This window comes from Bradyrhizobium sp. 27S5 (genome assembly GCF_037217225.1).
Classification (GTDB): domain Bacteria; phylum Pseudomonadota; class Alphaproteobacteria; order Rhizobiales; family Xanthobacteraceae; genus Bradyrhizobium; species Bradyrhizobium septentrionale.
The window spans coordinates 5701721-5726773 of record NZ_CP147714.1 but is presented as its reverse complement, the minus strand read 5'-3'; the positions used below and the strand labels follow the sequence as shown (position 1 = coordinate 5726773).

The following is a 25053-nucleotide window of genomic DNA, read 5'->3' as shown; positions in this document are numbered from 1 at the left end:
CAACCAGCCCGATGAGTGACGCGCGTGCGACCAGCCGGAGGCCGGTTCGGATCGGCTTCCGTACCTCGATCATCACGGTGTTCATCGCCGCGGTGCTGGTCGTCGGTCTGACGCTGGTCTATCTCAGCTTCCGCCGGGTCTCGTCGATCACGCAGATGGCCGCGAGCACCTTCATCGACAAGGTGGGGCAACTCGGCGCCGATCGCATCGACGCGCAGTTCAAGAACGTGCGCGACAATCTCGATATCCTGGCGGGTCTGCCGGCGATCCGGGAGGCAGACATCGCCGACAACAGCCAGCTCTACAGCCTGCTGGCCTCGATGCTGCGCAACAATCCGCAGATCTTCAATCTCTATGTCGGATACGAAGACGGTTCGTTCCTCGAGATGGACGTCATTGACCGCGCCAAGCCGCAATTCCGCGCGGCGCTGAATGTCGACGCCGACGCGGTCTACCGCGTCGTGGTGATTGCGCGCACCGGAGCGGCCGCGGCCGCGCCGGTGACGCTGTTCCTGTCGGAGAACTTGATCCAGGTCGGCGAGGTGGCGGGGCCGGACAGCTATGACCCGCGGCAGCGGCCCTGGTATGTCGAGGCCTTCAAGGACCGCAAGACGCTGCTCACCGGGCCCTATGTGTTCTATGCGACCGGCGAGCCCGGCTACACGCTGCGCATCCCGCTCAAGGAGGGCCGCCGCGGCGTGGTGGCCGCCGACCTCCTGCTCAACCGGCTGGAGGAGATGCTGAGCCGGCAGAAGCTCGGCAAATCCGGGCTGGCCTTCCTGTTCAACGACGCCGACCGGATCGTCGGCCATCCCGAGATGCGCGACCTGATGGCCGAACGCCGCGACGCGCTGCCCAGGGTCGACGCCCTCAAGCTTCCCGGCCTGTCCGCGGCGATCCAGTCCTGGCGCAGCGACGGACGCGCGCAGCAGTTCTTCACCGACGCCGACGGGCGGACTTTGGTGGCGGCCTTCCACCGCATCGAGACCGCCGGCGCGGCCAACATCCGCCTTGCGGTGATCGCCCCGCTCGACGAGTTCTTTGCCCAGATCATCTCGGAGCGACGCGCGCTGTTCGCCATCGCGCTCGGCTTTGTGGCCGCGATGCTGCCGTTCGCATTCTGGCTCGGTTCGCTGCTCGCCCGCTCGCTGCGCGAGCTGGCGCGGCAGACCGACGAGATCCAGCGCTTTCAGCTCGCCGACCGGCCGCGGATGCGATCGGCGATCGACGAGCTCGACGAGCTCGGCCGTTCGGTGTTCACGATGCGCACCGTGGTACGCAATTTCTCCAGCTTCATTCCGCAGCCGATCGTCCGCCAACTGATGGCGTCCGGCGCCTCGCTGAAGCTCGGCGGCGTCAGGCGCGAGGTCACGGTGCTCTTCACCGACGTCGCCGACTTCACCGCGAAGACGGAGAAAGCCGATCCGTCGCAGGTCATGATCTTCACCTCGCGCTATTTCGCCGCGATGTCGGAGGCGATCATGAAACACCATGGCACCATCGACAAATTCATCGGCGACGCCGTGATGGCACTGTGGAACGCGCCCGACCAGGATCCCGATCACGCCATTCACGCCTGCGAGGCCGTACTGGACTGCCTGCAGCGCAACGCCGAGCTCAACCGGGCGTTCCGCAGCGAGGGCTGGCCGGCCTACACCACGCGGTTCGGCCTGCATCTCGGCGACGCCGTGGTCGGCAATGTCGGCTCCGCCGACCGCATGAACTACACCGCGCTCGGCGCCACCATCAATCTCGCCTCGCGGCTCGAAGGCCTCAACAAGAATTACGGCACGCAGGTGCTGGTCAGCGCCGCGGTGCGGGCGCGCGCCGAACACAAATTCGCGTTCCGCAGCGTCGACGAGATCCGGCCGAAGGGCTTTGCCGAGGCAATCACCGTCTACGAGCTTTGCGGCGAGCGCGGCGATTCGGAGCTGACGTTCTGCGCGTGCTGGGAGGCCGTCTACGCTGCGATCCGCGGCGCCGAGCCCGCCACGGCGCTGCTGCACATTGCCGACTTCCTGGCCGAATATCCCGGGGATGGCGTCGCGCAATACCACGCTGAGCGGCTGCGCGATGTCTTCCTGCAACCGCTGCTCGATCATCCGGTGCACTGAGATGCAGGTCGGGGCCAGGCTATTGTCTCGCAGGACCAGCCGGCGGCGCTTTCTCATCGGATCAGCGCTGGGCGCCGCGGCGCTCGGGACGCCTGCGATTGCGCGAGAGCGAGCCCGGCTGCGGCTCGGCTATCTCCATGTCATCGCGGTCGACGGCCAGATTCTCACCGGCCTCGACCGCGGCTCGTTCGACCGGGAAGGGATCGATTTCGATCTGATCGAGTTCAACACCGGTTTCGAGGTGGTAGAGGCGATGGCCGCGGGCAAGCTCGACGTGCTCTCGGCCGGCGGCGTCATCTCGAGCCTGCTGCCGCGCGGCGGTTACACCGCGTTCCTTGTCAACGACATCGAGATCGCGACCGCTCAGCTCTGGGTGCGGCCCGACAAGGGCGTCACGACATTCGCCGACCTGCGCGGCAAGCGCATTGCAACCACCAGGATGACCACGGCCCACATCTTCCTCGATCGTGCGCTGCGCGCCAACGGCCTCGCGCCAGCCGATGTCGAAATCGCAAACAGCAGCATGTCCGCGGCGGTGAACTCGTTCGTCGCAGGCGAGGTGCCCGCCGTTGCGCTGTGGGTTCCGTTCAATATCACGGTGCGTGAAAAGGCGCCCGGCGCCGTCAAGCTGGTCGACGCATCCGCCTACTATCCGCAGTCCGCCGTCGTCGGCGGCTGGGTCGCCCGCCGGGACTATTTTGCCGCCAACCGCGACGTGTTCGCCCGGATCATCCGCGGCTGGGCCGACGCCAACGACCACATGCTGCGCAACGGCAAGGCCGTGGCCGACGCGTTGCAGAAGAAGCATTATCCGCAAGCCACGATCGCCGATATCGAGGAGGCGCTGGCCGCGCAGAAGATGTTCTCGTCGCGGGAGTGGAAACGGCTCTATGCCGACGGCTCCGTGGCCCGATGGCTGCAGCAGGTCAGCGATTTCTTCCTGAGCGAGGCCCCGATCGCAGCCGCGACGCCGGCCACGCAATATTTCGATCCGAGCCTTTACCTCGCGACGGTCTAGCGTTTTCTTACCGCTTGATCCCGGCGAAGGCGGCGGCGATGCCGCGCTGGAACAGCGACCAGTCGAAGCCGAGCGCGAGCGCGAGGTAACCACGCTCGATCATCGCATTGGCCTGCTCGGCGGTGCGGGCGACGCCGCCGATCGGCACGCCACTCTTCAAGATCCCTGCTTCGGCGCGCTGCATCAGCGCGACCACTTCGGGATCGTCAGGCTGGCCGCGCTTGTTGATCGAGGTGGCGAGATCGCCGGGCCCGATCACCGCAAGGTCGATGCCGGGCGTTGCCATGATCTCGTCGATCCGGTTCACCGCCTCGACATGCTCGATCGTGATCATGCAGATCATGTCGTCGTCGGCGGTCGCCATGTAGTCGTTCATCGAGACGCCCCAGCGGAACGGCGCATGGAACGGGCCCCAGAGCCGGTCGCCGTTCGGCGGATAGCGCACGCTGCGCACCGCCTTCTCGGCATCGCCGCGATTGCAGATCATCGGGAAATTGATGCCGAGCGCGCCGATGTCCATCGGCGCCTTGGCGAGATACGGCTCATTGGCGGCGATCCGCACCATCGGCACGCAAGGCGTGCCCGAGGTCGCGACGATCATCGCATGCGCGGTGCCGAGATCGATCGGGCCGTGCTCGAGATCGACGATGATCCAGTCCAGCGACTGCGCCATGATCTGCACGGTCTGGATGCTCGGAATGGTCGCGATCGCGCCGAAGGTCGGGCGCTTGTCGCGCCACGCCTTGCGCAAGCGGTTGAGCGGCGGTGCTGGGGTCAATGCAGTGCTCCCTCGATGAGGCGAGGGAAGCTAGCAGCACATGGTGACGGCGAAAAGGATCAGGCCGGGACGCGGCCGCCGAAGAACGGCGTCAGCGCCTCGGTCAGCCTGTGCGGGCGCTTCGAGGTGAAGATCATCTCGGCGCCGGCCTCGTCGCTCTCCGAGCCTGCCGGGCCGAGCAGGTCGGCGACGCGGCGGGCGATCGCCGGCGCCGGATCGATCCAGTCGACCGGCCAGGGCGCGAGCCTGGTCAGCCGCTCCAGCAGCAGCGGATAATGCGTGCAGGCGAGCACGACGGTGTCGGTGCGGGCGGGGTCGTCAGCGCCATCGCCGACGAAGCAGGGCGCGAGCTCGGCCGCGATGTCCTCGTCGCGCACCCTCTCGCCGCTCAGCGCAGCTTCCGCCAGCGAGGCGAGCTCGCCGGATCCGACCAGCGTCACCTCGCAGCCCTGCGCAAAATCCGAGATCAGCTTGCGGGTATATTCCCGCTTCACGGTGCCCCTGGTGCCGAGCACCGAGACGCGCCTTGTTTTCGACGAGGCACATGCCGGCTTGATCGCCGGCACCGTGCCGACGAAGGGCAAAGGATAGGCGTCGCGCAGGTGCGACATGACCAGCGTCGAGGCGGTGTTGCAGGCGATCACGACGAGGTCGGGCACGTGGGCCTCGATCAGCTCGCCGACCAGCGGCACCACGCGGGCGACGATCTCGTCCTCGCTGTGGTGGCCATAGGGGAAGAACGCGTCGTCGGCGACATAGACGTAGTGTGCGTCGGGCCGGGCGCGGACGACCTCGCGCAGCACGGTGAGGCCGCCGAGGCCGGAATCGAAGACAAGGATGGTTGGGGGATTGGACACGCGGAAATTCTATCCGAAGCAGGGTTACCATTCAGTTGTTTTTGGCTATCGGGCGAGTTGGGCCGACAAAAGGCGGTGAAGGGCGGGAATTTCATATGGCTTTGGCAGATACCTGCAAGTATCACGGCAAGCTATTGCTGCGACGTGCGAAATCCAAATGGGGCCGCCTGGGGACCAATCCACCATGATCCGCAATACCACCGTGAGCTGGGGCTCGCTCGCCCGCGCGTTCCACTGGGTGCTGGGCATCACCATCATCGGCATGCTGGCCTATGGCTGGTGGATGAACCACATCCCGGCGCGGGCGGACAAGTTCTTCTACCGGTCGATCCATGCCGACATCGGCTATCTGGTGCTGCTGCTGACGGTGCTCAGGCTGGTCTGGCGCGGCGTCAACCCGTCGCCGTCGCTGCCGGCCGACACGCCCTCCTGGCAGCGGATCGCCGCCCGCGTCAGTCACGGCGCGCTCTATGCCGTCACCATCCTGGTGGCGATGCTGGGTTGGGCGCATTCCGGCGCCCGCGCGCAGAATTATTCTGATTTCTTCGGCCTGTTTCATGTGCCCCAGATCACCTCGCCCGACAAGGCGGCGGCGGATGCCTATGAGGATCGCCACATCTTCTTTGCCTATGTGCTGCTCGCACTGATCGTGCTGCACCTCGCGGCGGTCGCTTTCCATCATTTCGTCAGGCGCGACCGCGTCGTGGCGCGGATGGTGGGGGCGGGTGAGGCGGACGGCGCTCGCTAGAGCCCCGCGGCTCCGGGCGTCCCAAATTGGCCACGCGTGCGGGGCTAACTCCGCTACCTTGTGACAAACAGGGATGGCCATCGCGGCCTGAACGCTCGTGGATCAATTGGCGCGGGATCATGCGAACTGGCGGATGCCGGACGAGGGCGCTTCGCATGCCGCGACCTGGATGGCTTTTGGCGCCAGCGCCGCGATCTGGGGCGGCAAGCTGCTTCCAGTCGCCAGGGAAAATCTCGCCAGCATTGCCAAGGCGATCGCGGCCTATGAACGCGTCAACATGCTGGTGCGCGAGGAGGACCAGGAGATCGCCGCGCGGCTGTGCGGGCCCTCGGTCAGCCTCGTCGTTCAAGCGATCGATGACGTGTGGATGCGCGATACCGGGCCGGTTTTTGTCAGGGATCCGTCGGGCCAACTCGGCGCCGTCGGTTTCAACTTCAACGGCTGGGGCAACAAGCAACGCCATGCGCTCGATGCCGAGGTCGCCGCGAACGTGGCCCGGGCCGCAAAGGCTGTGTTCATCAAGGCCGGCCTGGTGCTGGAAGGCGGCGGGATCGAAGTCGACGGCGAGGGGACGGCCATCATCACCGAGAGCTGCGTCCTCAATCCAAATCGCAATCCGGGTGTATCCCGGGACGAATGCGAGGCCGAATTGTCTCGCCTGCTCGGGCTGGAGAAGATCATCTGGCTGCCTGGCATTGCCGGCAAGGACATCACCGACGGGCATACCGATTTCTACGCACGTTTTGCCAGTCCCGGCGTTGTCGTGGCCGGTCTGGAGATGGACCTGTCGTCGTTTGATCATGCGGTGACGAGGCGACACCTCGAACTCCTGCGCGGCGCTGTCGATGCGAAGGGCCGGCGCCTGGAGGCCGTGGTGCTGCAGGGGCCGTCGACGATGCGGCCAAAGGTCAACAAGGACTTCGCCGCCGGATACATCAATTTCTACGTTTGCAACGGCGCCGTGATCGCTCCTGAATTCGGCGACGCGACCGCGGACCGCAACGCGCGCGACACGTTGCGCGCGCTGTTTCCGGACCGGGAAATTATCCAGCTCAACATCGACGGCATCGCCGCTGGCGGCGGCGGAATTCACTGCACGACGCAACAGCAGCCGCGCTGACGAGAGACGCCACAGTCTTGCTCGGCGATCGCCTGGTTTGCCACGCTGGAGGGATTTTCCAGCGGATTTCCTATCTGCTCTCTGTGATTGTACCTTGCCTGAAAAGCAATTCCAGGCAAGCATGCTGCTTTTCCAGTTTTTCAGGCAAGGCATCCATGCCAAAGAATATTGTCCTCCTTTCCGACGGAACGGGAAACAGCTCCGCCAAAGTCCTGAAGACCAATGTCTGGCGAATGTTCCAGACGCTCGACCTGTCGGACGCGCAGCGGCAGATTGCCTATTACGACAACGGCATCGGGACATCCTCGTTCAAGCTGTTCGCGATCCTGGGCGGCATTTTTGGCTTCGGGTTGAAGCGGAACGTCATCGATATCTACAGCTTCTGCTGCCGCAATTATGTGCCGGGTGACCGCATCTACGGCTTCGGCCTCAGCCGGGGCGCCTTCACCATGCGCGTTGTCGCAGGCCTGATCGCGAATGAAGGTCTTGTCCCGTATCATGGCGACGAGATTGCGCTCGCGCGTTACGCGACCGACGCCTACCGGGTTTACCGGAGGCGGTTCAGCATCACGAAGGGGTTGGTCACGCCGCTGCGCAACCTGCGCGACGGCTGCATCAGGATCTATCGTCATCTGCGGGGCATTCCGCAATACGAAAAAGATGATCAGGTCGGTGTCCCGCAAATCCACTTCCTTGGTCTGTGGGACACGGTCGATGCATATGGCGGGCCGATCGAGGAGATCGTCAGTGCGATCGACTATTGGTACTGGCCACTGTCGATGCCCGATCGCTTCATGAGCTCGAAGATCCACCGCGCCTGTCATGCGCTTGCGCTCGAGGATGAGCGAGACGCCTTCAGGCCTGTGCTTTGGGACGAGCGTTATGTGCGCAATTTCGACACCCAAAAGCTGCGTGACATGCAGCAGGGGTGGAGCGCGGACGTTACGGACGAATGGCGCGGCAGGTTGACGCCGATCGACAATCGCCGGCTCAGCCAGGTCTGGTTCGTCGGCGTTCACGCCGATATCGGCGGCGGGTATCCGCAAGATGGCCTGTCGTATTTCACGCTCAGCTGGATGCTGGACCGCGCCGCGTCGTTCGGGCTGCTGTACAATCCGCCTCAGCTCGAGCTTGTGCGATCGATGGCCGACCGTTTCGACAAGCTGAACGATTCACGCCACGGGCTCGCCGGCTATTATCGCTACAAGCCGCGCAACGTGCACGAACTCAGCACCGCCTTGCCGTACAAGCCGTCGTTCAGCGGCGATATCGAGTACATGCTCGGTGAATTGATCAACCTTGATCCGGAGCGCCGCGTCGAACAGAAGGCGGTCATGAAGGATCTGGAGCCGGGCACGCCCTATCTGTGGCAGCCGGACCCCATCATCCACAAAGCCGTGTTTCAACGGATCGAGGCGACCGCAAAGCCGACTCCCGCACCGCCATTCAGCGTCGGGACCGACGGCTACGTGCCGATCATGCTGCCCGCCGCCTATCAGGTCACTGACAAGGCGGGTGATCTCTTCGCAGCGAATGATCCGGGCGATCCGGAGCCGCCGCGTCATCAGCTGCAGACCCACACGGTCTGGAATATGGTTTGGCTGCGGCGCATCGTCTATTTCCTGACAGTGTTCGCATCCGTGGCCCTGGCAGCCGTGCCGTTACTCGATCATCCGACGCTCGGCGCGGATACGCCGCTGGTTCTGCTGCGGCCGCTGATTGCGCTTGCAGGCGCGTTTTTGCCGTCGATGGTCGCTCCGTGGCTGACAGCCTACAGCGCCGCACCAGGCTTTCTCGTACTGGGCGGGGTCACCGTGGCGGTTCTGCTATTCGTCAGCGGTTGGCTGCAAACAAGAATTCGCGACGTCATGCGGATGATCTGGATGTCGCTCCCCGTGACTCCCGGCGCTTTCGATACGGTCGCTTACGCGATACGCACCCAGCCGGCCTACCGGATCTTCTTCTATTGGTCCAAACACCAGGGCCTGCCGTCGCTGTTCGCCGCCCTGATCCTGCTGATCTTGCTGGCATTGGCCAGCCAGACTGCGTTCCGCGTCGCCGATTCCTTCGGAGCATTTTGCGTCGGCAGCGGGGGCGCCGGGGCGGGCTCCGGCCAGGTCAACTTTGCGACCAGCGAGATCTGCATGCCGACGAAGGTCGCCGTGGTGCGGGACGAGGATTACCGCATCACGATCGACGTGAAGGACGGCTGGAGCGACCAGACGATCGCGACCGATCCTCGCGGCTTCGGCTTCAGCAAGATGTCCTGGCCGATGTATTTCGGGCTGCCGTTCCGCCGGGTCGTCTTTGCAAGCTGGTTCGCACCGGTGATCCGGATCGGGGCCAAGGGCGGAGAGGAGCATGTCCTCGATCTTAAGCCGGTCGATCCCGGGCAGAGCTCGCTCTACGAGGCCAGGTTCAGGCCGCGCAGCGATGGCGAGGTTTTCATCTTCGTCAACGACGCGGTGTGGGGCTTGCCGTCGGTCTACGGCAAGTTCTACGCCAACAACGGCGGCAGCGCGTCGGTGACGATCGAGCATCTCCAGATCAAGTCGCGCGAATAACGATCAGCGGGCGACCTCATCCCGCCGGCATCTGCTTCTCGACCAGCCGGACCCAGTAGGACGCGCCGTGGCCGAGAATGTTGTCGTTGAACTTGTAGGCCGGGTGGTGGCACATCGGGCCATCGCCCATGCCGAGGAACATGAACGCGCCGGGGCGCGCCTCCAGCATGAAGGCAAAATCCTCGGCGCCCATCACGGGCACCAGATTGTCGTTGACGCGGTCGGCGCCGACCACGTCGCGGGCGACCTCGGCGGCGACGCCGGCCTCGCGCGCATGGTTCAGCGTCACCGGATACATGCGCCCATAGTCGGTCTCGGCCGATCCGCCATAGGCGCGGGCGATGCTGGAGGCGACCTCGCCGATCCGGCGCTCGACCAGATCGCGCACTCCCGGATCGAGCGTGCGCACGGTGCCGCCCAGCGTCACGGTCTCCGGGATCACGTTGAATGCGGTGCCGGCTTCGAACATCGTGATCGAGATGACCGCGGATTTCAGCGGATCGACATTGCGCGACACGATCGACTGCAGCGCATTGATGATCTGGGCGCCGATCAGCACGCTGTCGACCGCCTCGTGCGGCGCGGCGCCGGCGTGGCCGCCCTTGCCGTGCACGACGATCTTCAGCGTGTCCGACGAGGCCAGCATCGGGCCCGGCGTGGTCGCGAAATAACCCTCGGGCAGGCCCGGCATGTTGTGCAGGCCATAGACCTCCTGGATGCCCCAGCGGGTCATCAGCCCGTCATCGACCATCGCCTTGCCGCCGGCGCCGCCTTCCTCGGCGGGCTGGAAGATCACGACCGCGGTGCCGTCGAAATTGCGCGTCTCGGTGAGATATTTCGCGGCGCCCAGCAGCATCGCGGTGTGGCCGTCATGGCCGCAGGCATGCATCTTGCCGGGAACCTTCGAGGCGTAGGCGACGCCCGAGGCCTCTGCGATCGGCAGCGCGTCCATGTCGGCGCGCAGCCCGATGGTCTTTCCAGAGCTGGACTTGCGGCCGCGGATCACGCCGACCACGCCGGTGCGCCCGATTCCCGTCACCACCTCGTCGCAGCCGAACTCGCGCAGTCTGTCGGCGACGATGCCGGCGGTGCGGTGGACCTCGTAAAGCAGTTCAGGGTTCTCGTGGAAGTCATGGCGCCAGGCGGCCATTTCATCCGAGAGGGCGGCAACGCGATTGACGATGGGCATGGGGACCGTCCGTTTTCTTGTCATTCGTAGGGCGGGTCAGCGTAGCGTAACCCGCCGCTTTGTCACGGAAAAGCGACTGTCATTCCGGGGCGCCCGAAGGGTGAACCCGGAATCTCGAGATTCTCGGTGCGCAATTGCGCACCTGAGGGTTCGATGCTTCGCATCGCTCCGGAATGACAAAGAGATGCTCAGCTCTCGCCGAACACCCGCTTGAAGATCGTGTCGACATGCTTGAGGTGATAGCCGAGGTCGAACTTCTCCTCGATCTCGGCATCCGTCATGTACTTCTTCACGTCGGGGTCCTGCTTCAGCAGCGTCTGGAAGTCGCCTTCGCCGCGCCACACCGGCATCGCGTTGCGCTGCACGAATTTGTAGGCGTCCTCGCGGCTGGCGCCCTTCTGGGTCAGCGCGATCAGCACGCGCTGCGAATGCACCAGGCCGCCGAGCCGGTCGAGGTTCTTTTGCATGTTCTGCGGATAGACCAGGAGCTTCTCGATCAGTCCGGCGAGGCGGACCAGCGCGAAGTCGAGCGTCACGGTGGCGTCGGGACCCATCATGCGCTCGGCCGAGGAATGCGAGATATCGCGCTCGTGCCACAGCGCGACGTTCTCCAGCGCCGGCGTCACATAGGCGCGCACCATGCGCGACAGGCCGGAGAGGTTTTCCGACAGCACCGGATTGCGCTTGTGCGGCATCGCCGAGGAGCCCTTCTGGCCCTCGGAGAAGAATTCCTCCGCTTCCAGCACCTCGGTGCGCTGCAGATGGCGCACCTCCACCGCGAGCCGCTCGACCGAGGCGGCGATCACGCCGAGGGTGGCAAAATACATCGCGTGGCGGTCGCGCGGGATGACTTGCGTCGAGACCGGCTCCGGCCGCAGCCCCATTGCTTTCGCGACGTGCTCTTCGACCCGCGGATCGATCTGGGCGAAGGTGCCGACCGCGCCCGAGATCGCGCAGGTCGAGATCTCGTCGCGCGCGGCGACCAGGCGGGCGCGGGCGCGAGCGAACTCGGCATGGGCATAGGCGAGCTTGAGGCCGAAGGTGACCGGTTCGGCATGGATGCCGTGGGAGCGGCCGATGGTCGGCGTCATCTTGTGCTCGAAGGCGCGGGTCTTCAGCGCCGCCAGTACCCGGTCGAGATCGGCGATCAAGAGGTCGGCGGCCCGCTTGAGCTGGACGTTGAGGCAGGTGTCGAGCACGTCGGAGGAGGTCATGCCCTGGTGCACGAAGCGCGCCTCGGGGCCGACGATCTCGGCGAGATGGGTCAGGAAGGCGATCACGTCGTGCTTGGTCTCACGCTCGATCTCGTCGATCCGCGCGACGTCAAAGGTGGCGTCCTTGCCCTTGGCCCAGATCGTCTTGGCGGCCTCCCGGGGGATCACGCCGAGCTCGGCCAGGGCGTCCGCGGCATGCGCCTCGATCTCGAACCAGATCTTGAAACGCGTCTGCGGCTCCCAGATGGAGGCCATTTCCGGGCGGGTATAGCGGGGGATCATCGAAAACTCCGAAGCGAGCGGGCGGGCGCGCACAAGGCTGCTCCCGGGCGAATTGTTTTTTACGCCGTGCTTTAGCAAATCGGGCCCCAGGAGGCTACCCGCTCAGGAATTTGAAAGGCGGAAAAACGGCTGAAGTGGACGGCTCAGTCAGCCTCCCATCGTCGGGACTCACTTCGCTGACCCCGGCTAAGAAATCCTACGTCCCGCCCAATCTCTGTACCCACGACAAGGCCACACCCCAGCCTATGACGAAGTCGTGGTGATTGCTGCACAATAGATAGCTGGCATCTTGATCGCAGACATAGAACTCCAGTGGTGGGCAGTCGCTCAAAACCCGCAGCAAGTCGGAACCATTTCGGAATTTCCAGATCTCGCGCGCGCCCTCGAGAAATAGCAAGCAGGTATTTGCTCCTACATAGCCGGAAATCAGCCTCCAACCACCGAGCATCTGCCTACCTTCGGACGCAGCTCGATCTTTGTGTGCGGTCCTCTTGTCCCAGGGGGCACGAGTGGTGACGTTAACGCCGAGTCTCTCGAGCAATACGATGATTAGTGCCTGTCTCTGTTTGCCGTCCAGCATTTCGGCCGGCGTTCCGGTTTCGCGAATTGCTGAAGAGATGTGATCGAAGTGCATTTCGCTCCTTACGTCAGACTGGCCAGCCCGCATTCGACGGCCAGGCGGACCAGCTGGGCGTCGGTCCGCAGGCCGGTCTTGGCCTTGATCAGGTAGTGGTAGTTCTGCACGGTCTTGGTGCTGAGGTTGAGGTTGGCCGCGATCTGCTCCTTGGTGTGGCCTGCCGCGAGCTGGCGGAGGATCTCGATCTCCCGCTCGCCGAGCTGGTCGAGCGCCGATCTGGTCGGCACCAGGCTTTCCAGCGCCAGCACCCGCGCGACGTCGTCGCTCATCGCGTGCTCGCCGCGCGCCACCGAGCGGATCGCGGCGATCAGCTCGGCCGGCTCGCTGCCCTTGGTGACGAAGCCGCTGGCGCCGGCGCCGAATGCCGCCTTCACCTGCGCCGCCTCGCTGTGCATGCTGAAGACAAGGATGCGCGCATCGGCGTCGCGGGCGCGGATGTTGCGGATCGCTTCCAGCCCGCTGGCGCCGGGCATCGAGATATCCATCACGACGACGTCTGGCGTGTGCGACTTGAACTCCCGGTAGGCATTGGCGGCGTTGTCGGCCTCGGCGACCACGCGGAAATCGTCCTGGTGCTCAAGCACGCGCCGGTAGCCCTGGCGGACGACGGGATGATCGTCGACCAGCAGGATCGAGATGCCCCGAGTCTTCAAGGTTGGGGTCTTCGCGGTCGTCATCTCAGGCGGCAAGCGGGATCGTGGCGGCGACGGAGAGGCCGTGGCTGGCGCGCGCAATGGACAGCGAGCCGCCGAGGGCTGCGACGCGTTCGCTGACGCCGGTGAGGCCGAAGCCCGCCGACTGCGCCACCTTGGCGGCATCGCCGCCGCCATCATCCTCGACCCGCACCAGCAGCGCGTTCTCTGCTCCGGTTCGCCGCTCGATCCGCAGCACGATCTCGCGCGCGTCGCTGTGGCGCAGCGCGTTGGTGAGGCACTCCTGCGCGACGCGATAGGCGGTGGCTGCGACGGTGCCGCTGATATCGGCAAGGTCGCCCTGCATATCGAGCTGGATCAGCGGCTGCGTCGCCGCGCGCGACCGCCAGCTGTCGACCAGATCGACCAGGCTTGCCTCCAGCCCGAGCTCCTCGGCCGGCGGATGGCGCAGCCGATTCAGCGTATCGCGCAGGCAAGCCATGATGCGGCGCGTGGCCTGCGAGATCATCCGTGCATCCTGCGCAATTTCGGTGCCGGCGGCGTATTTGTCCCCGGCGCTTGCCTCGATCGTGTTGGCGAAGGCGAGGATCGCGGTGAGGTTCTGGCCGAACTCGTCGTGCAGCTCGCGGGCCAGCGTGCGGCGTTCGTCGTTGCGGATTTCGAGCAGCCGCCGCGTCAGCACCGTGCGTTCCTCCTCGGCCTCTGCGAGGCGGTCGCCGAGATCGCCGACGGCGCGTCCGATCATTGCGAGGTCCATCGAGCGGACGCGCGGCAGCGGGGTGCGGTACTCGCCGTCCGCCATGCGCCGCAGCGCGGTGACGATCGCGTGGGCCGGCGCCAGCGTATGCGCGATGGCAAGCGAGGCGAGCAGCGCGATGGCGAGTGCCATCAGCAGCGCGACATGGATATTGTCCAGGATGTGCTGCCAGGCGAGCGCGGTGGCGGCATCCGGATCGGAGGTCGCGCGCACGGTTCCCGCGGTCGCAGTGCGGGCGCTGATCGGCCGTTGCACCGTGGCGTGATCGCCGAGCACCGCCTGCACCGTGGCCGCGAACCAGCGCGGCGGCGCCTTGCCGATGCCCTTGCTCTGGCCGCAGAGCGGCTTCTCGAAGGCGCCGGCCGGTTCGAATTGCACGCAGATCCCGGGCGCGATCAGCCCCATGGTTTCGATGGTGCGCCACTCCGGCGCCGGCAGCAATTGTTCGCGCATCCGGTTGCTGCGCAGCAGCAATTCGCGCCAATACAGCGCTTCGAGCGCCTGCGAGACCCGCTCGGCGGACGCCTCGGTGGCGCGATCGACGCTGCGATAGGCGTCGATCGTGGCCCAGACGGTGGCGGCGCCGAGGCACAGCGCGACGATGACGAGCAGGCGGGCGACCAGTTGAAGCACGAGGCGCATGCGATCACTCCACGGCCGGAACACGATCCGGAAAAGCGTGAGCCGGTTTCCCTCGCGACAAACGCGGAACGCGTTTGCGCGGAGGTCATGCTCAAACGAGAGAGTGATGCTAACAGCACCGGTATTCCCCGCCAATCGCAAGCATGCGAAGCTATGCAGGTCGGGAAATTTGCCCGACGAAACTTGGGCAGATGTCTTTGGACGGCACCGGCCGGCTCTGCTCTAACGGCAAATGAGGCCGCCGCAGAGCCTCATGGAACAGTCGCCACAGGGAGCGAGCGCAGCATGGATGCCAAGGTCGAAGCTGCGGCCGCGTCGGCCGGCCCGGAGGCGGCGGAGCGCAGCGTCCTGCTGCTCTGGATGATCTTCACCGGCCTTTCGGTGTTCGCCGCCTTCCTGCTGTGGCGCTACGGGCTGATCCGCCTGATGGTGACCTCCGACCGCACCTACATTTCCAGCGTCATCGGCGTCCTCTACATCGTCACCTGCGTCCATTGCTTCTGGCGGACGCGGGCGATCGCGCGGGAAGGCGAGGTGGCGCGCGGCTGCCGCACGATCCTGGCGGCGCCTGATGGCGCCAGGGCGCTTGTATCGGGGGCGCGCGGCCTTCCCGGCGGGCTGGTCACCGATCACATCAAGAGCCTGGTGCAGAAGGCCGAGGCGCAGGCCAAGGGGCGCATCGACCAGACCCTGCTGCTGCGGACGCTGGCCGACCGCCTGCGCGGTTCCAACGGCTTCGGCGCCTTCGTCTCCGACACGCTGATGAAGCTCGGCCTGCTCGGCACCATCATCGGCTTCATCATCATGCTGGCGCCGATCGCATCCCTCGATGCCGCCGACAAGGTCGCGATGAAATCCTCGATGGGCCTGATGAGCGACGGCATGGCGGTCGCGATGTACACCACGCTGGCCGGGCTGATCGGATCGATCCTGGTCCGGATCCAGTACTACATGCTCGATTCCGCGACCCAGCGGGTGTTTTCCGATGCCGTCGTGCTGACCGAGACGCACGTCACCCCGGCCCTGGAGCGTCGCCTTGGAACGCCGACATGATGGATGAGTTCGGCCTCTATCCGCGCGAGGAGCCGTTCGATCCGCTCGGCGTCATGCTGTTCAAGGCGCTGCAGGTGATCGCCTTCCTGTTCTTCCTGGCGCTGCTCGCGGTCTCGCCGGACTCCAAGGAAGGCAAGATCGAATCCAAGGCCGAGTTCATCATCACGATGGACTGGCCGGACAATCATCCTGACGATCTCGACCTGTTCGTGCAGGATCCGGCCGGCAACATCGCCTGGTACCGGCATCGCGAGGCCGGTTTCCTGACGCTCGACCGCGACGATCGCGGCGGCGCCAACGACTTCATCATCGTCAACGGCAAGAAGATCGCATCCCCGATCCGCGAGGAGATCGTCACGCTGCGCGGCATCGTCGCCGGCGAATACACCGTCAACATCTCGCATTTCGTGGCGACGACCGGCGAGCCGGTGCAGGCCAATGTCAAGGTGCAGAAGCTCAATCCGACCGCGCAGGTGATCTTCGACGACAAGCTGACCGTCGATCACACCGGCGACGAGAAGACCGCGGTGCGGTTTCGTCTCGATGCCGAAGGCAAGGTGATCAACGTCGACCGGCGGCCGAAATCGTTGCTCGAGACCTTCCGCAGCAGCTGGCGCAACGGCGCCGATGTCGATCCGAAAACCGGCGTCAGGGTGATCGGCCGTGAATAGCCTGCAGTCAATCATCCTCACGCTTGCGGTCGCCTATGCGGTGATCGCCGCGCTGCTCTTGATCGTGCTAGTCTATGCGCGGCTGCACTGGTCGCTGAAGGCGTTCGTCATCGTCGTGACCAGCGCGTTCTACTTCGTCAGCTTCGGCGGCATGCGCGGCCTGCTCGGCTGGGCGTCTGCAGAAAGATTGCCGGCAAACTTCAAGCTGCTGTATTCGCGGATCGTGGAGCCGCATTCGCTGGAGGGCGACGCGGGCTCGATCTATCTCTGGGTCGAGGAGCTCGACGAGGACAACCGGCCGAGCGCGGTGCCGCGCGCCTTCCGCATTCCCTACAGCGACGCCTTGGCCGAGCAGACCCACACCGCCGAGAACGAGATCAAGGCCGGGCATCCGCAGGGCGGACGTGCGGCCGATTTCGGCGGTGGCGACGGCACCATCATGGACCTCGTCAGGGAGTACATCACGCCGAAGACGATCCTGGAGACCACGGGCGGCGATTCCACGACGGGGACCTTCGTGCCCCCGCCGGCGGGCGCGCAGGGGGCGGTCTTTACGCCGCTGCCGCCGCCCCGGATGCCGCCCAAGGACGAGCAGCAATAGCAGGACGCGCACCATTCAGAGGAGTGGCACAAAAATAGGGATCGCCAATAATCAGTCAGCGGGGTGGACAGTAATCATCCGGAATTCCTCAATTCCCTGAACCGTGTAGTCTGTGGATAACCGGGGCTAGATTTTATCCCGAAGCCATTTTTCCCGGCAAAGGGGCCGCTGCGTGAAGCGGCCCCTTTCGATTCCTGCCCCAAGTCCGACCTGAGGTCCGACCAGCATGTCCCGCAGCGGGCGCGTCCAATGCATAGCTGTCATCCTCAGGATACTGTCTGACAGATATTGAAATCTGTCAGCGGGATGGTGTATATACTCAACAGCCCAAGGGAGGAGGGCGCCCAGTGACTGTTCCGGCGTTTGGCCGGGAGAGCCGTACGTAATTTGACTACCTCGAAGGACTGCCTCCATGACGATAGAAATCTTTCAATTGACCGCCCAGATTCAACAGTGGCTCAATCTTCGCGTCGCCCGCCACTTGGCCGCCCAGGCCGCCAAGTTCAGCCGCGGCCAGGACAGCGATAACCAGACGGTAAACGCATGAACGAGGCGGTGGTTTTGACACCCGAGCGGATCCTCGAAGCAACCGAGGATGTTTTGAGGCGCTTCGGGCTCGCCAAGGCCACCGTTGTCGACGTTGCCCGTGCGCTGGATGTGAGCCACGGCAGCGTCTACCGCCATTTCCCCAGCAAAGCCTCGCTCCGCGACGCGGTCGCCAAACGCTGGCTCGACCGCGCCAATGAACCCCTCTGCAAGCTCGCGGCCGCCTCAGGCCCGGCGCCGGAGCGGCTGGAGCAGTGGCTGCGCACCATGTTTGCGATCAAGCAGAAGAAGGTCTGCGACGATCCCGAGATGTTCGCGACCTATCTCGCGCTCGCCCAGGAGGCGCGCGAGGTGGTTGAGGCCTACAAGGACAAGCAGGTCGATCTGGTCGCGAAGATACTCTCCGACGGCGTTTCGCAAGGCGTGTTCGAGATCGACAATGTCAAGGCCACCGCGCGTGCCGTGTTCGACGCCACCGTCCGCTACCACCACCCGGCGCATGCCGAGGAATGGGCCAAGCCGGAATGCCCGTCGCGGATCGACGCCCTGATCAGCTTGCTGATGAAGGGGCTTCAGGCCTGCAAGCACTAGGCAGCGCTTCTTCCCATATCCCCTGAACGTCAGATGCCTTCGGCCCGATTGCGAGCCCGGGGCCGCATGTGCTTGATGTCGGACGAGGATCAACATGCGGCTTGCACTCTTCGCCGATATTCACGCCAACCGGCAGGCCTTCGCCGCCTGCCTCGAGGCCGCGCGTGCGCGCGGCGCCGAGCGGCTGATCTGCCTCGGCGATATCGTCGGCTACGGCGCCGACCCCGAATGGGCCGTCGACACCGTGATGGACCTCGTCGCAAAGGGCGCGATCGCGGTGCGCGGCAATCATGACAATGCGATCGGCACCCCGAGCGACAGCATGAATGCCGATGCGCAGGCCGCCATCGACTGGACCCGCGAGAGGCTCAGCGCCGCCCAGAAGGCCTTCCTCGCCGGCCTGCCGCTCAGCCGCGAGGAGGACAACCGCCTCTACGTGCACGCCGAGGCCTCCGATCCCGCGAAGTGGCGCTATGTCCGCGACACGTCGGATGCGGCGCGCAGCATGATGGCGACCGAACTGCAGATTACCTTCTGCGGCCACATCCATCGTCCCGGCCTCTACTCGATGTCGTCGACCGCGAAGATGACGAGCTTCGTCCCGACCTCGGGCGTCCCGGTGCAATTGCTGACCGGGCGGCGCTGGCTCGCGGTGCTCGGCTCGGTCGGCCAGCCGCGCGACGGCGATCCCGCGGCGGCGTTTGCGATGTTCGACACCGCGAGCCGCGAGATCACCTATCTGCGGGTCCCCTATGACGTCGCGACGGCCGCAGCGCGGATCAAGGCGAGCGGCCTGCCGCACTGGCTGGCCGACCGTCTGCCGATCGGCCGGTGACTGACATGGCGGCGCGGACGATGCGGCCGGGCGCCGAAATCGATGGCTTCACCATCGGCGAGCGCGTGCACCGCGGTGGCATGGCGACGCTGTGGAGCGTCACCCATCCCGGCATCACCATGCCGCTGCTGATGAAGGTGCCGCTCACCTCGGAGGGCGAGGATCCGGCCGCGATCGTCAGCTTCGAGATGGAGCAGATGATCCTGCCGCGGCTGTCCGGGCTGCACGTGCCGGCCTGTTTCGGCACCGGCGACTTCGAGCGCCAGGCCTATGTGGTGATGGAGCGCATCCCAGGGCAGACGCTCTACAAGCGGCTCGGCGATCTGCCGCTGCCATATGAGGAGGCGAGGGTGATCGGCGGCAAGGTCGCCACCGCGCTCGCCAGCCTGCACCGGCAGAACGTCATCCATCACGACATCAAGCCGAGCAGCATAATGTTCCGCGAGCGCGGCGAGGCGGTGCTGATCGATTTCGGTCTCTCGCATCACAACCATCTGCCCGACCTGCTGCAGGAGGAGTTTCGCCTGCCTTACGGCACCGCGCCCTACATGGCGCCGGAGCGTCTGCTCAGGGTGCGCGACGATCCGCGCAGCGACCTGTTTTCGCTCGGCGTGCTGCTCTATTTCTTCACCACCGGCCTTCGCCCGTTCGGCGAGACCGAGACCCTGCGCGGCATGCGCCGGCGGCTGTGGCGCGATCCGTCCCCGCCGCGCGAACTGAGGCCCGATTATCCGCTTTGGCTGCAGGAGATCGTGCTGCGGTGTCTGGAGATCGACCCGGCCGCGCGCTATCCGACCGCGGCGCAGCTTGCCTTCGATCTCGGCCATCCGGAGCAGGTCAAGCTGACGGCGCGGGCGCAGCGGCTGAACCGTGATCCGCTCGGCACGGTCTGGCGCCGCCGCTTCAATCTCGGCGCGGCGCCGCCGCAGCCGAAGTCCGACGTCGCGGCGCAACTCGCCTCGAGCCCGATCGTCGCCGTCGCGCTCGATCTCGGGGAGGGGGCGGAGACGCTGAACGACACCATCCGGGTCACCGCCGAGCGGGTGCTGTCGACGTCGCCGTCGGCGCGGCTCGCCTGTGTCAACGTGTTGAAGCTCAATCGGCTGGCGATCGACCGCACCCATGACGAGCAGGGCCAGAACAAGCACATCGACCGCCTGGTGGCACTGCAGCACTGGGCGCGCCCGTTCAGGCTCGAGGACAACAGGCTGACCGTGCATGTGCTGGAGGCGATCGATCCGGCGGCCGCCATCCTGGAATTCGCCGATGTCAATCTGGTCGATCACATCATCATCGGCGCGCGGCAGAGTTCGATGCGGCGCGCGCTGCTCGGCAGCGTCTCCGCCAAGGTCGCCGCGGAAGCGCCGTGCACGGTGACGGTGGTGCGGCCATCGCGGCTGGCGTCGGCGACGGACGCGGGCGACGACGCGGCGGATGCCGCGGTGACGCCGCCCGCGTTGTTCTAACGCCCGATCGGCCGATCAGATCGCTTCGCCGCGCGCCGCTGCCGCGGCGTTGCGGATCGCGGCGATATTGGTCTTGTAGGCCTCGACCGTGCCGCCCTTGAACACGGCGGAGCCTGCGACAAAGGCGTTGGCGCCGGCGGCGGCGAGCTGGCCGGCAACATCGGGCGCAACGCCGCCATCGACCTCGATGTCGATCGGCCGGCCCGCCGTCATCGCCCTGACGTCAGAGATCTTGCCGATCGCCGAGCGGATGAAAGCCTGGCCGCCGAAGCCGGGATTGACCGACATGACAAGCACGAGGTCGATCAGGTCGAGCACATATTCGATCGCGCTCGGCGGCGTGCCCGGATTGAGCGAGACGCCGGCCTTCTTGCCGAGCGCGCGGATCGCCTGCAGCGAGCGATGCAGATGCGGGCCGGCCTCGGCATGCACGGTGATGTGGTCGCAGCCCGCCTTGGCGAAGGCCTCGAGATAGGGATCGCAGGGCGAGATCATCAGATGGGCGTCGAAGATCTTCTTGGTGTGTGGCCGCATCGCCTTGATGACGTCGGGGCCGTACGAGATGTTCGGCACAAAGTGGCCGTCCATCACGTCGAGATGGATCCAGTCGGCGCCGGCCTGGTCGACGGCGCGGACCTCCTCGCCGAGCTTTGAGAAATCCGACGCCAGGATCGAGGGCGCGATAACGAGGGGACGCGGGGTGAATGACTGAGTCATAGCGCAGTTCCGAAAGACTTCAGGGGGCGACGGGTGATCCCGCCTAACACGCGGACGCCTGGCGGGCAATGCGAGCGGACGGCGTTCGGAGACCGGAAAAATCTGCCCCTGGCGGCAGCTCTTGCCGGGTGCGCGGAACCCGCATCGGAGCGCCAAGGCCTGGTTTTATTGGGTTTTTGCCATGGCACACCCCTTGCTGAGCCACTGAGAAGCGTTTGAGCCGCGGGGCCGCGGCCTTGTTGGAGTATTGCCATGCTATTTGCGTTAGGCGCTGCGTCGTCCGCCATCGATCTTCTGAGCTCGCTGATGTCGTCGAAGTCGACGGCGCAGACGGGCAGCTCCAGTTCGGGAAGTGCGTCGACCGGCCTGTTCGCGCCTGCGACCAGTACCTCGACGTCGGCCAGCACGAGCACCAGCACCGGATCGGGCTCTGGCTCGACGCAGATTTCGGCGGAGACGATGAGCGCACTGCTCGCCGCGCAGAGCCAGTCGCAGACCACGTCCTCCACCAGCACGACCCCGACCAGCCGGTCGAACGCACTGCAGGACCTGTTCTCGCAGATCGACGCCGACGGCAACGGCCAGATCACCAAGACGGAATTCGAGAATGCGCTCGGCGCCGGCGGCACCAACACCGCACAGGCCGACGACGTGTTCGCCAAGCTCGATACCAACGGCGACGGCAGCGTCAGCCTCGACGAGATGTCGCAGGCGCTGCAGGGCCACAAGGGCGGCGGCCATCATCACCATCACGCGGGCGGCGCGACCGACGGATCCGGCTCCAGCAGCGGATCGAGCTCCGATCCCTTGATGCAGGCGCTCGACGGCGCAACCTCGACGTCGGTGACCAACAGCGACGGCTCGACTACGACGACGATGACCTATGCCGACGGCTCAAAGGTGTCGATGACATCGCCGGCGGCGGCCTCCAGCACCAGCAGCACGACCTCGTCCTCCGCCAGCAGCAGCGCGACCTCGTCCTACAATTTCATCGAGCAGCTGATCCAGCGCCAGTCGCAGGCGATCTCCGCGCAGGCGTCGTCGAGCGTATCGGTCAGCGCCTAAGGCGCTACCTTGTCTGATCCGATCTGACCGCGAGCTCCTTGCCTCGCCCCGCGTGCGGGAGAGGCCGGAACGCATCGTAAGATGCGTTCCGGGTGAGGGGGAGTCTCCGCGAGTGCGTCTATCGCCTTTGATGCGGCGGCAGCCCCTCACCCCAACCCTCTCCCCGTAAGAACGGGGCGAGGGAGCGCACTGCCTTCGCGGCCTTACCCGAACCTATCCCGCCAGCTCGGCAGCGCGCCGGGGAACGGCAGGGCGGTGGCTGAATGGACACCGCGGGCGATCGCGCGCGCCACCGTGTTGGCCGCGATCGCGCCGAGCTTGGTCAGCCCGAACAGCGGATCGATCGGCTTGACACCGGTCGCCGCGGCAAACACCACATCGCCATCGAGCGGGGCGTGCACCGGATAGATCGCGCGCGCCATGCCGGTCTGCGCGATCATCGCAAGGCGCCGCGCCTGCGGCTTGGTCAGCTGCGCATCGGTCACGACCACGACCAGCGTGGTGTTCTCGGCGGCGGTTGCGTCCGCGCCGCCCTTCAGCCGTATCTTGAGCATATCAGGCGTGAACGACGGCGGCAGGCCGCGCCCGCCGAACTCACCGTCGACCTCGAACGGCGCCGCCCAGAACCACGGGCCGCCGCCGACCGTCACGCTGCCGACCGCGTTGACCACCGCGAGCGCCGCGACCTTGACGCCGTCGTCGGTCACGTCAGACGCCGAGCCGAGGCCGCCTTTCAAATTGGCGGTGGTCGCGCCCATGCCGGCGCCGACGCTGCCGAGCTCGAAGCTGTCAGAGGCGGCGTTCGCCGCCGCGTAGCCGAGATCGCGATAGGGCGGAAAGCGTCCCCAAGCCTTGTTGCCGCCGTTGAGCAGATCGAAGCAGATCGCACCCGGCACGATCGGGATCACCGCGTCGCGGATGCGAAAGCCCCGGCCGCGCTCGGCGAGCCAGGCCTGCACGCCGCCGGCGGCGTCGAGCCCGAGCGCGGAGCCGCCCGACAGCGTGATGGCATCGATCGCCTCGACGACATTATGCGGGGCCAGCAGCGCCTCTTCGCGTAGGCCGGGACCGCCGCCGCGGACATCGATTGAAGCGACCGCCGGCCGCTCGAACAGGATGGCGGTGACGCCGGAAGCGATCACCGCGTCGTCGGCATGGCCAACGCTGACGCCGGCAATATCGGTGAGAAGGTTTTTCACGATAGGTCCGTCCGCGTCTTGTCCGAGCTTTGGCTCGAACCGGTATAGCAGCTGCGGCGGGCACGGCTAGAGGCGCGCTGACGGCCTCGTCTATGACCTCATCATCCGGGCGACGGCTTCGCCGATGACAACCGTGGTGAAGTGCGTATTGGCCCGGCAATCGGACGGCATGATCGATGCGTCGGCGACCCGAAGGCCGCCGATGCCCTTCACCGTACCGTCGGGATTGACCACGCCCGCGGGATCGTTGACGCCGGCCATCCGGCAGCTCCCGGCTGCGTGCTGGATATCGCCGGTCTCCCGTCGCAACACCGCTTCGAGCTCGGCCGTCGGCAAGGCCGCGGCGGCGGGCAGGGTCAGCTCGGTATCTCCGAGGCGGATCCAGTCCGATATGCCGGCCAGCGCCGGCTGCGTGGCCAGGACGGCGAACCGCTTCACCGCATCAGTCATGCGCAGCATGTCGCGTGGATCGGCCAGCATGTTCTCCTCGACGATCGGATCGATCGTCGGATCGGGCGAAGCCAGCTTCAGCTGACCGCGCGAATAGGCGTTGAACAGTCCGGCGCCGATCGCGCCGGGATTTCCGATGCCGCGATGGTTGAACCCGATCATGATCATATCGCGCTTGCCGCCGTCGGCGAGACCGGATGAATAGGTCACGCAGCAATTGGTGTGACGCGTATCCGGATCGGTGGGCCGCAGATCCTCACGCAACTGGATCGTCATGCGAAACAGCGGATGGTCGAAGAAGTTGCGGCCGACCGGCAGGTCACGCTCGACCGCGATCCCCATGGCTTGCAGCTCGTCCGCCGGGCCGATGCCCGATCGCAACAGGATCGCGGGGCTGTGGATGGCGCCGCCGCACAGCACGATCTCACGCGCGCCGATCTCGCTGGTGCCCTGGCCGTCGATATGGACACGGACACCGGTCGCCTTGCCGTCGCGGATCATGACCCGGTCGACCAGCGCCTTGCCACGGATCTCCAGATTGGCGCGGCCGCGCGCCGGCTCGAGATAGCCTTCGTTGGTTGTGATGCGACGACTGTTGCGGCTGTTGATCGGATAGCAGGCTACGCCTTCGCCATCGGGGCCGTTGACGTCGGCGCACCACGGATAGCCGCTGGCGAGCGCTGCATCGCGCAGGCCGCGATCAATCGGCCCCCACGTCTCTAGCGGCGCGCGATAGACCGGCAGTGGGCCGCCGCGTCCATGTCCGTTGGTGTCGCCGAATTCCTCATCGTCCTCGATCATCGAGAAAAACGGCATGATCTCGCGCGCGGACCAGCCGGTGCAGCCGAGCGCGGCCCATTCGTCGAAGGCATCCGCGACGCCGCGAATGGCAATCTGGCCGTTCATCATCGAGCTGCCGCCCAGCCCCTTGCCGCGCCAATAGAAGCGCGGCTCCTGGCCTGCGATGCGGCGGGTCAGGAGGTCGGGCCACTGCCATTTCTCCTGGAATTCCCGCTTGTGAATGATCGGAATCGGATTAGGCGTCCTGATTTCCCAGGGCGCTTCATCGGCCCGCCAGTCGAGGCCCGCTTCCAGCAGCAGCACCCGCCGCTTTCGATCCTCGGACAACCGGGCGGCGATGGCAGCGCCGGCCGAGCCGCCGCCGACGACGATCACATCGTACATGGTATCAAGTGACATGGCTTCAAACCTTGCTGTGTCGGAAAGTCCGCAGAAGGGACATCAGATTGCATCCCGACATTTTCGGAGATTTCCATTTGCATCGC

The 25053-nt window shown here is 65.7% G+C and carries 23 protein-coding genes; 13 read left to right on the top strand and 10 right to left on the bottom strand.

Annotation, left to right across the window (positions count from 1 at the left end):
* The first annotated feature begins 11 nt into the window (after positions 1-11).
* Together WDM24_RS27030 and WDM24_RS27025 are read left to right on the top strand one after the other, a co-directional pair.
* Entirely contained in the window at positions 12-2114 is a 2103-nt protein-coding gene (locus WDM24_RS27030; RefSeq protein WP_338827863.1) for an adenylate/guanylate cyclase domain-containing protein, read from the top strand.
* Positions 2115-2136: 22 nt separating this feature from the next.
* Entirely contained in the window at positions 2137-3132 is a 996-nt protein-coding gene (locus WDM24_RS27025) for an ABC transporter substrate-binding protein (protein ID WP_338827861.1), read from the top strand.
* A 7-nt stretch (positions 3133-3139) separates the two neighbouring features.
* Here WDM24_RS27025 and WDM24_RS27020 read toward each other — a convergent pair whose 3' ends face one another.
* Both WDM24_RS27020 and murI read right to left on the bottom strand, forming a co-directional pair.
* Entirely contained in the window at positions 3140-3910 is a 771-nt protein-coding gene (locus WDM24_RS27020) for an HpcH/HpaI aldolase family protein (protein WP_338827859.1), read from the bottom strand.
* A 59-nt stretch (positions 3911-3969) separates the two neighbouring features.
* Positions 3970-4767, bottom strand: a complete 798-nt coding sequence (murI, locus tag WDM24_RS27015; protein WP_338827858.1) for a glutamate racemase — start codon at positions 4765-4767, stop codon at positions 3970-3972.
* Between the two features lie 184 nt (positions 4768-4951).
* Between murI and WDM24_RS27010 the strand changes: the two genes are divergently transcribed.
* From WDM24_RS27010 to WDM24_RS27000, 3 genes are all read left to right on the top strand, one after another.
* Positions 4952-5515 (top strand): cytochrome b, encoded by a 564-nt coding sequence (locus WDM24_RS27010; RefSeq protein ID WP_338827856.1) that lies wholly within the window; start codon positions 4952-4954, stop codon positions 5513-5515.
* Positions 5516-5648: 133 nt separating this feature from the next.
* On the top strand, positions 5649-6635 hold the full coding sequence (locus WDM24_RS27005; RefSeq protein WP_338827855.1) for an agmatine deiminase family protein: 987 nt from the start codon (positions 5649-5651) through the stop codon (positions 6633-6635).
* Positions 6636-6790: 155 nt separating this feature from the next.
* On the top strand, positions 6791-9199 hold the full coding sequence (locus WDM24_RS27000) for a DUF2235 domain-containing protein (protein ID WP_338827853.1): 2409 nt from the start codon (positions 6791-6793) through the stop codon (positions 9197-9199).
* 16 nt (positions 9200-9215) lie between these two features.
* Here the strand turns inward: WDM24_RS27000 and WDM24_RS26995 are convergent, their stop codons facing one another.
* The 5 genes from WDM24_RS26995 to WDM24_RS26975 form a co-directional block, all read right to left on the bottom strand.
* Positions 9216-10388: a M20 aminoacylase family protein gene (locus WDM24_RS26995; RefSeq protein WP_338827852.1), complete on the bottom strand. Its 1173-nt coding sequence runs from the start codon at positions 10386-10388 to the stop codon at positions 9216-9218.
* A gap of 188 nt (positions 10389-10576) precedes the next feature.
* Positions 10577-11884, bottom strand: a complete 1308-nt coding sequence (purB, locus tag WDM24_RS26990) for an adenylosuccinate lyase (protein WP_338827850.1) — start codon at positions 11882-11884, stop codon at positions 10577-10579.
* A gap of 196 nt (positions 11885-12080) precedes the next feature.
* The gene (locus tag WDM24_RS26985) at positions 12081-12518 is read right to left on the bottom strand and encodes a hypothetical protein (protein ID WP_338827849.1); all 438 of its coding nucleotides are present in this window, start codon (positions 12516-12518) and stop codon (positions 12081-12083) included.
* 8 nt (positions 12519-12526) lie between these two features.
* A complete protein-coding gene (locus WDM24_RS26980) occupies positions 12527-13198 on the bottom strand; it encodes a response regulator (protein WP_414645630.1) in 672 nt (223 codons plus the stop codon).
* A gap of 1 nt (position 13199) precedes the next feature.
* Positions 13200-14573, bottom strand: a complete 1374-nt coding sequence (locus tag WDM24_RS26975) for a sensor histidine kinase (RefSeq protein ID WP_338827846.1) — start codon at positions 14571-14573, stop codon at positions 13200-13202.
* 285 nt (positions 14574-14858) lie between these two features.
* Here WDM24_RS26975 and WDM24_RS26970 point away from each other — a divergent pair, with 285 nt between their 5' ends.
* The 7 genes from WDM24_RS26970 to WDM24_RS26940 all read left to right on the top strand — a co-directional run bounded on the left by WDM24_RS26970 (position 14859) and on the right by WDM24_RS26940 (position 20336).
* Positions 14859-15626 carry a MotA/TolQ/ExbB proton channel family protein gene (locus tag WDM24_RS26970; protein ID WP_338827845.1) on the top strand — a complete coding sequence of 256 codons (768 nt, stop codon included), beginning with the start codon at positions 14859-14861 and terminating at the stop codon, positions 15624-15626.
* Positions 15623-16297: a hypothetical protein gene (locus WDM24_RS26965; protein WP_029081630.1), complete on the top strand. Its 675-nt coding sequence runs from the start codon at positions 15623-15625 to the stop codon at positions 16295-16297. The genes WDM24_RS26970 and WDM24_RS26965 overlap by 4 nt, the downstream gene beginning before the upstream one ends.
* Positions 16290-16898 carry a hypothetical protein gene (locus WDM24_RS26960; protein ID WP_338827843.1) on the top strand — a complete coding sequence of 203 codons (609 nt, stop codon included), beginning with the start codon at positions 16290-16292 and terminating at the stop codon, positions 16896-16898. The genes WDM24_RS26965 and WDM24_RS26960 overlap by 8 nt, the downstream gene beginning before the upstream one ends.
* Positions 16899-17310: 412 nt before the next feature.
* Entirely contained in the window at positions 17311-17445 is a 135-nt protein-coding gene (locus WDM24_RS26955) for a hypothetical protein (RefSeq protein WP_256375171.1), read from the top strand.
* Complete coding sequence (locus tag WDM24_RS26950) at positions 17442-18035, top strand: TetR family transcriptional regulator (RefSeq protein ID WP_166206882.1); 594 nt, start codon at positions 17442-17444, stop codon at positions 18033-18035. The genes WDM24_RS26955 and WDM24_RS26950 overlap by 4 nt, the downstream gene beginning before the upstream one ends.
* 94 nt (positions 18036-18129) lie before the next feature.
* Positions 18130-18870 carry a metallophosphoesterase family protein gene (locus WDM24_RS26945; RefSeq protein ID WP_338827841.1) on the top strand — a complete coding sequence of 247 codons (741 nt, stop codon included), beginning with the start codon at positions 18130-18132 and terminating at the stop codon, positions 18868-18870.
* Between the two features lie 5 nt (positions 18871-18875).
* A complete protein-coding gene (locus tag WDM24_RS26940; RefSeq protein ID WP_338827840.1) occupies positions 18876-20336 on the top strand; it encodes a bifunctional serine/threonine-protein kinase/universal stress protein in 1461 nt (486 codons plus the stop codon).
* Positions 20337-20351: 15 nt separating this feature from the next.
* Here the strand turns inward: WDM24_RS26940 and rpe are convergent, their stop codons facing one another.
* Positions 20352-21053 (bottom strand): ribulose-phosphate 3-epimerase, encoded by a 702-nt coding sequence (rpe, locus tag WDM24_RS26935; protein ID WP_029081625.1) that lies wholly within the window; start codon positions 21051-21053, stop codon positions 20352-20354.
* A gap of 252 nt (positions 21054-21305) precedes the next feature.
* On the opposite strand from rpe, the gene WDM24_RS26930 reads away from it, so the two are divergent.
* Positions 21306-22118 carry an EF-hand domain-containing protein gene (locus WDM24_RS26930; RefSeq protein ID WP_338827839.1) on the top strand — a complete coding sequence of 271 codons (813 nt, stop codon included), beginning with the start codon at positions 21306-21308 and terminating at the stop codon, positions 22116-22118.
* 203 nt (positions 22119-22321) lie between these two features.
* On the opposite strand, the gene WDM24_RS26925 is transcribed toward WDM24_RS26930, so the two are convergent.
* Both WDM24_RS26925 and WDM24_RS26920 read right to left on the bottom strand, forming a co-directional pair.
* The gene (locus WDM24_RS26925) at positions 22322-23317 is read right to left on the bottom strand and encodes a P1 family peptidase (protein ID WP_338827838.1); all 996 of its coding nucleotides are present in this window, start codon (positions 23315-23317) and stop codon (positions 22322-22324) included.
* Between the two features lie 90 nt (positions 23318-23407).
* Positions 23408-24952: a GMC family oxidoreductase gene (locus WDM24_RS26920; protein WP_338832452.1), complete on the bottom strand. Its 1545-nt coding sequence runs from the start codon at positions 24950-24952 to the stop codon at positions 23408-23410.
* Positions 24953-25053 lie beyond the last annotated feature (101 nt).

Coding starts and splice junctions, on each gene's coding strand:
- WDM24_RS26945 (WP_338827841.1), top strand. CDS start 18,130: ATGCGGCTTGCACTCTTCGCCGATATTCACGCCAACCGGCAGGCCTTC.
- WDM24_RS27030 (WP_338827863.1), top strand. CDS start 12: ATGAGTGACGCGCGTGCGACCAGCCGGAGGCCGGTTCGGATCGGCTTC.
- WDM24_RS26985 (WP_338827849.1), bottom strand. CDS start 12,518: ATGCACTTCGATCACATCTCTTCAGCAATTCGCGAAACCGGAACGCCG.
- rpe (WP_029081625.1), bottom strand. CDS start 21,053: ATGACTCAGTCATTCACCCCGCGTCCCCTCGTTATCGCGCCCTCGATC.
- purB (WP_338827850.1), bottom strand. CDS start 11,884: ATGATCCCCCGCTATACCCGCCCGGAAATGGCCTCCATCTGGGAGCCG.
- WDM24_RS26995 (WP_338827852.1), bottom strand. CDS start 10,388: ATGCCCATCGTCAATCGCGTTGCCGCCCTCTCGGATGAAATGGCCGCC.
- WDM24_RS26920 (WP_338832452.1), bottom strand. CDS start 24,952: ATGTACGATGTGATCGTCGTCGGCGGCGGCTCGGCCGGCGCTGCCATC.
- WDM24_RS26965 (WP_029081630.1), top strand. CDS start 15,623: ATGATGGATGAGTTCGGCCTCTATCCGCGCGAGGAGCCGTTCGATCCG.
- WDM24_RS26970 (WP_338827845.1), top strand. CDS start 14,859: ATGGATGCCAAGGTCGAAGCTGCGGCCGCGTCGGCCGGCCCGGAGGCG.
- WDM24_RS27000 (WP_338827853.1), top strand. CDS start 6,791: ATGCCAAAGAATATTGTCCTCCTTTCCGACGGAACGGGAAACAGCTCC.
- WDM24_RS26975 (WP_338827846.1), bottom strand. CDS start 14,573: ATGCGCCTCGTGCTTCAACTGGTCGCCCGCCTGCTCGTCATCGTCGCG.
- WDM24_RS26940 (WP_338827840.1), top strand. CDS start 18,876: ATGGCGGCGCGGACGATGCGGCCGGGCGCCGAAATCGATGGCTTCACC.
- WDM24_RS26950 (WP_166206882.1), top strand. CDS start 17,442: ATGAACGAGGCGGTGGTTTTGACACCCGAGCGGATCCTCGAAGCAACC.
- WDM24_RS26930 (WP_338827839.1), top strand. CDS start 21,306: ATGCTATTTGCGTTAGGCGCTGCGTCGTCCGCCATCGATCTTCTGAGC.
- WDM24_RS27005 (WP_338827855.1), top strand. CDS start 5,649: ATGCCGGACGAGGGCGCTTCGCATGCCGCGACCTGGATGGCTTTTGGC.
- WDM24_RS27010 (WP_338827856.1), top strand. CDS start 4,952: ATGATCCGCAATACCACCGTGAGCTGGGGCTCGCTCGCCCGCGCGTTC.
- WDM24_RS26980 (WP_414645630.1), bottom strand. CDS start 13,198: ATGACGACCGCGAAGACCCCAACCTTGAAGACTCGGGGCATCTCGATC.
- WDM24_RS26955 (WP_256375171.1), top strand. CDS start 17,311: ATGACGATAGAAATCTTTCAATTGACCGCCCAGATTCAACAGTGGCTC.